Below are 5,479 nucleotides of genomic sequence, written 5' to 3' on the forward strand. Positions count from 1 at the left end.
CACAGAGCAACATCGCCTTGCGTGCGGTGAAAAAAAGCGACACTTCACAAGCCTGTGTGCCCGGCTTTAGCAACGTCACCCGCAACGTAAGCTTCAGCCTGACCAACGTTAGTCCCACGTCCGGCACCCAACCAATAATTGTCAATAACAGCGCGGTGACCAGCACGCCCAGCACCCTCAGCCTGGCATTCGACAGCACAGGCAGCGCATCGCTTACTGTTCGTTATGACGACGCAGGGCAGATGATGCTCACCGCGACTTACTTGGGCAGCACGGCCAACAACGACGCCGGGCTCAGCATGAACGGCAGCGATTTGTTCGTTTCTAAACCTTATGGCCTGTGTGTGCAAACTGACTCGGTGTGCACCGTCGCAGGCGTAAGCGCCGACTGCAAGGCGTTCCCCGGCGTACGCGCGGGGGATAACTTTCCATTGCGCGTTCAGGCCGTCGGTTGGTTGGCCGACGGTGACCCACTGACCTCCGCATCATTGTGCAGCGGCCGGATTGTCACCCCCAACTTCCAAATGGCCAATATCCCCCTGTCCAGCCAACTGGTTGCTCCGGTTTCTGGCGTCAGCGGAGTACTTTCGCCCACTCAATACACACATGTGCAGGGCAACCAAACCACAACCAGCACCTCGATTTCAGAAGTCGGCGTGTTCCAACTGACGGCGACCCCAGCGGCCAATGCGTACTTTGGTGAAACCGTCAGTGGTGGCACCAGCGGTCTGGTCGGACGCTTGATTCCCGCGTACTTAGGCGCGCAAGCGAGTGCCAGCCTGACCCCCAGCTGTGGTTCATCCTTCAGCTATCAGGGCCAACCGATGGCGTTTGCTGTCGGGCAAGAACCCGACTTGATCGTCACCGGTTTTAACCGAAACGCGGGCATCACTTACAACTACGACCGTGACGCTTTCTGGAGGCTGGCGACGCCGGTTCCAGATGCGTACACCTCGATCACCGGCAAGACCAGCCTGGACCTGAGTGGCCGCCTTACTCGCAGCGGCACGGCCAACGTTGCACAAAGCGGTGCCGACAATGGTGACGGTGCAGAGAGTTATCGCTGGACCGGCGAAACCCTGCAATACACCCCCCCAACGCTGCCGCTAGCCGACGATTGGCCGTTCATCGCAGCCATTCGCCAGAACTTCAGCGCCGCTACGTTGACCGACGCCGATGGCGCATGTTTTGGCGATGGTACCGCGTGTTCAGCCTACAGCTACGACTTCAGCAACACGCCCGGCAGCGAAGTACGCCTGGGCCGTCTACGCCTGGATAACGCCCATGGCTCTGAACTGCAGGAACTGGATCTGCCTTTGAGTATCGAGACCTGGCAAAACCTTGCCGGTGGCAACTTTAAAGCTGAAGGCCTCGATACCTGCACCACCGCTTCAGTGCTCCAGGCTCCAGGATTGAGCAGCTATACCGGACAACTTACCCCGGCAAACTATCCCAACAGCGCCATCTCGTTGATTGCACCGAGTGCAGGTATTGGCTTGTTAAAACTGCAGCCCCCGGCCATTAGCGGATCGGTACTTGGCGGCTTACCCGCCACCCCGTCATGGCTGTTCTATAACTGGAACGGCACCGGTCGTGAAGCCCCGGTAGCGGTGGCTAGATTTGGTATCTACAAAGGTACGACACCAATGATCTTTCGGCGGGAGGTCTATCGGTAGAGGGTAATGAAGGCCCTTCGGGCCAGCTGTAAAAGCCAGCATCCAAAGCAAATCAGCACACACAAACCTTTCGGCCAGGACTGGCTACTGTGGGAGTAAGCTTGCTCCCACAGGGGGTTGATCCGCTGTCATTCTCCACAAAGCGACCCAACCCGCAATTTAGGGATACCTCCCACACCCTCGCCGTTTTAGAATAGCGACCCATTTCCGCACTCGCTCCACTTGCGCCCTACTCCAAATACAGAAAGGTAAAGCAATGACAGGTGAAGACCTGACGCCGAGCTTGCTCAAGCGTGGCTTGAAGAACCGCCATATCCAGCTGATTTCCCTCGGCGGCGCGATTGGTACCGGGTTGTTTCTGGGCTCTGCTGGCGTGCTCAAGTCGGCGGGGCCGGCGATGATTCTGGGTTATGCCATTTGTGGCTTCATTGCCTTTCTGATCATGCGTCAGCTGGGTGAGATGATTGTCGAGGAGCCGGTCGCCGGCTCTTTCAGTCATTTTGCGCACAAATATTGGGGCGGTTACGCGGGCTTTTTATGCGGCTGGAATTACTGGGTCCTGTACGTGCTGGTCGGTATGGCTGAGCTGACCGCCGTGGGTAAATACGTGCAATTCTGGTGGCCGGAGGTACCGTCGTGGGTCAGCGCTGCGGTGTTTTTCGTGTTGGTCAATCTGCTCAATCTGACCAACGTCAAAGTCTTCGGTGAGACCGAGTTCTGGTTTGCGATCATCAAGGTAGTCGCCATTATCGGCATGATCCTGCTAGGCGGTTATCTGTTGATCAGCGGCACCGGCGGCCCGCAAGCCTCTGTCAGCAATCTGTGGAATCACGGCGGCTTCTTTCCTAACGGGATCAGCGGTTTGCTGATGTCGCTGTGTTTCATCATGTTTTCGTTCGGCGGGCTGGAGTTGGTGGGTATCACCGCAGCGGAAGCCAGCGAGCCGCGCAAAATCATTCCCAAAGCGATCAATCAGTTGGTGTTCCGCATCCTGATTTTCTACGTCGGCGCACTGACCGTGCTGCTGGCGTTGTACCCATGGGACTCGTTGCTGCAAACCCTCGGCGCGTCCGGCGATGCCTACAGCGGCAGCCCTTTCGTGCAGATCTTTGCCCTGATCGGTAACGACACGGCAGCACAAATCCTCAACGTCGTGGTACTCACGGCGGCGCTGTCGGTCTACAACAGCGGGGTGTATTGCAACAGCCGCATGCTGTTTGGCCTGGCCGAACAAGGTGATGCGCCCAAAGCACTGATGAAGCTGAACAAACAAGGTGTGCCGGTGCTAGCCATCGGTGTGTCGGCGCTGGTGACCCTGCTGTGCGTGGTGGTCAACTATGTCGCGCCTCAGGAAGCGCTAGAGTTGCTGATGGCCTTGGTCGTCGCATCGCTGATCATCAATTGGATAGTCATCAGCCTCACCCACCTGAAGTTTCGCAAAGCGATGAATCAGCAAGGTGTAGTGCCTGGCTTCAAGGCGTTCTGGACACCCTTCAGCAACTACCTGTGCCTAGCCTTCGTCGCATTGATTCTGGTCATGATGCTGATGATTCCGGGGATTGCCATCTCGGTCTACATCATGCCGGTCTGGATATTGTTCATCCTGGGGCTGTACCGATTGCGCGTAGGACCACGGGTAGTGAAAACAGCTTGAGACAGCACCTCAAATCCCTGTAGGACCAACCGGGGCGCGTAGCTTTGTTCGGGAAGCGGGCAGCGCGGTTTGTTTGGAGAGCAAATGCGCAGCCCTCTGCCTCTAAAGAACGGACTCATACGATGCAAGGGCTTTGACTGTTTGAGGTATCCCCTGACGAAGCAGCATATCCAAGTACTGCTGCACATCCATCGGGGGCATCCTCAGCGTGCGTCGCTGCCGCTGTGCAGCGGCCAGAACTGCGGCTTGATCCAAATCCCAAAGATCCATGATGAACTCGTCAGGATGTTGAGACTCGATTTCAAAAGACGCTAATGTCTTTGCCGGAAAATCTTTCAAATTGAACGTAACAATGCTCTGTGCCTTACAACGAATGGCAGCAGCCAACACGTGGCGATCGTTTTTGTCAGGCAGTTCTAATCCAGAGCACAACACTTCATAACCCGTCACCAGTGCATCAGGGACGGCTAAATCCATTAAAGCCGAAGTTCTATCCAACTGCTGCGGGGTCAAGTCAGCCCGATTCTTCAAAACATTTCGTTTCCACTCATCGTGAATCTGCGCACTCCAACGAGCCCTGTAGAGTCCGCAAAGCGCCAGATGCATCAGAAAATCTCGAAGCGGAGCAGGATAAAGAACGCAAGCATCGTATACCGCCGTAAACGGCGAGTGTCTCATTAGTAACCCAGCCGGAGGTCTTGCGCTTGTTGTGCCAATGCCTCCATTGCCTCATGACTGGCTTGATCGCGGCGATCTTTAAATCTCATCAAGTCGGAGAACAAAACGCGGCGATGTCTGCCGGTTTTATGAAACGGCAACTCCCCCATCTCCAGCAACTTGACCAAATGGGGGCGCGAGACATTAAGCAAGTCTGCCGCTTCTTGAGTGGTTAACTCGGCATGGACAGGTACTACCTTAACGGCGTTTCCTATGGCCAACTCGCCTAGAATATCCATCAGTAACCGCAGAGCGGAGGTAGGCAATTCGACAGGGTGCGCTTTGTTTTCTTTGTCGAAAATCTCAATACGTTGCGTTTCAAACTGAGTCGAAAGAAAAGCTGCCAGGTCACGCAGTCCCTGCACAGCAGCCTTAACCTCTCCATCGAGCGGAAGGGTCGTGGTGGACAGGCCTGTAACGGTCATGATCAAACTCCAATAGGCAGCGAATTGCGCTAGAGGAAAATTTTATTCGAAATAAACGAAAATCGCAATAAACGAAACACTCTCTCACCAACTCCCGCCCAACCCCAACAACTCCAGTATCTGCCTTCTCAAGTCCACCAAATACGGATCATCGCGGTGCCGGGGGTAAGGCCGTTCGATGGTGAATTCCTTTTTGATCGTCGCAGGGCGGTCGCTGAACACGATCACTCTGTTGGCCAGCAGCAGGGCTTCTTCAACGTCGTGGGTAACCAAAAGCGCGGTATAACCCTGACGTTGCCAAAGGTCGATCAGTTCCTTTTGCATGGTCAGGCGCGTGAGTGAGTCAAGTTTGCCCAGGGGCTCATCGAGTATCAGCAGGCGCGGTTCGTTGACCAGTGCCCTGGCCAATGCTGCGCGCTGGGCCATGCCGCCTGACAGCTGTCGGGGATAGGCGCGGGCGAATTGGCTGAGGCCGACTTTCTCCAGTGCGGCGTCGACTTTGCTGCCGTGGGTTTTAAGCAGGCCCTGGGCTTCCAGGCCGAGGGCAACGTTGTCCCAGACGCGCCGCCACGGGTAAAGCGTTGGGTCTTGAAACACCACTACGCGACTGGGGTCGGGACCGGTAATCGGCACGCCGTCTGCCAGCAGTTTGCCGGAGTCCGCAGGCTCAAGGCCTGACACCAGACGCAACAACGTTGATTTGCCACAGCCCGACGGCCCGAGCAACACGACAAATTCCCCCGGTGCAACATCAAGGGAAATCCGCTCCAGCACCGGCAGACGGTAGCCGTCGAGGCTAAACGAATGACTGAGATTATCAATGCGCAAGGCCAGCCCTGCAGCGCCCTGCTCCGGTAAACTATTGGCCAGCGCTACCATTTCATTGCTCCTTTTTGCCAGCTCAGCAGGCGGTCACGGATCATGAACAGCGCAGAGATCAGCCCTGAACAGGCCAACGCCATGATCAATAATGCGGCGTACATGTTGGCGTAAGCCGCCCAGCCCTG

At 56.2% G+C, this 5,479-nt stretch carries 5 protein-coding genes and 1 pseudogene; 2 read left to right on the forward strand and 4 right to left on the reverse strand.

Translation table 11 applies throughout. The features are described from left to right. Together M0974_RS32480 and M0974_RS32485 are read left to right on the forward strand one after the other, a co-directional pair. Nucleotides 1-1,676: DUF6701 domain-containing protein (locus M0974_RS32480; RefSeq protein ID WP_367279071.1), on the forward strand; the 1,676-nt coding region annotated here is incomplete at its 5' end. Nucleotides 1,677-1,932: 256 nt separating this feature from the next. Continuing rightward, nucleotides 1,933-3,330 carry an amino acid permease gene (locus M0974_RS32485; RefSeq protein WP_297846331.1) on the forward strand — a complete coding sequence of 466 codons (1,398 nt, stop codon included), beginning with the start codon at nt 1,933-1,935 and terminating at the stop codon, nt 3,328-3,330. A 102-nt stretch (nt 3,331-3,432) separates the two neighbouring features. Here the strand turns inward: M0974_RS32485 and M0974_RS32490 are convergent, their stop codons facing one another. The 4 genes and pseudogenes from M0974_RS32490 to M0974_RS32505 form a co-directional block, all read right to left on the reverse strand. Continuing rightward, nucleotides 3,433-4,008: a PIN domain-containing protein gene (locus tag M0974_RS32490; protein WP_297846333.1), complete on the reverse strand. Its 576-nt coding sequence runs from the start codon at nt 4,006-4,008 to the stop codon at nt 3,433-3,435. Further along, nucleotides 4,008-4,472 carry a helix-turn-helix domain-containing protein gene (locus tag M0974_RS32495; protein ID WP_297846335.1) on the reverse strand — a complete coding sequence of 155 codons (465 nt, stop codon included), beginning with the start codon at nt 4,470-4,472 and terminating at the stop codon, nt 4,008-4,010. Before M0974_RS32495 ends, M0974_RS32490 begins: the two co-directional genes overlap by 1 nt. A gap of 84 nt (nt 4,473-4,556) precedes the next feature. Next, nucleotides 4,557-5,351: an ABC transporter ATP-binding protein gene (locus M0974_RS32500; RefSeq protein WP_297846336.1), complete on the reverse strand. Its 795-nt coding sequence runs from the start codon at nt 5,349-5,351 to the stop codon at nt 4,557-4,559. Then, nucleotides 5,345-5,479 (reverse strand): annotated as a pseudogene (locus tag M0974_RS32505) (ABC transporter permease); the annotation flags it as partial. The gene M0974_RS32500 and the pseudogene M0974_RS32505, both read right to left, overlap by 7 nt.

It is taken from the genome of Pseudomonas sp., from assembly GCF_026224925.1.
Classification (GTDB): domain Bacteria; phylum Pseudomonadota; class Gammaproteobacteria; order Pseudomonadales; family Pseudomonadaceae; genus Aquipseudomonas.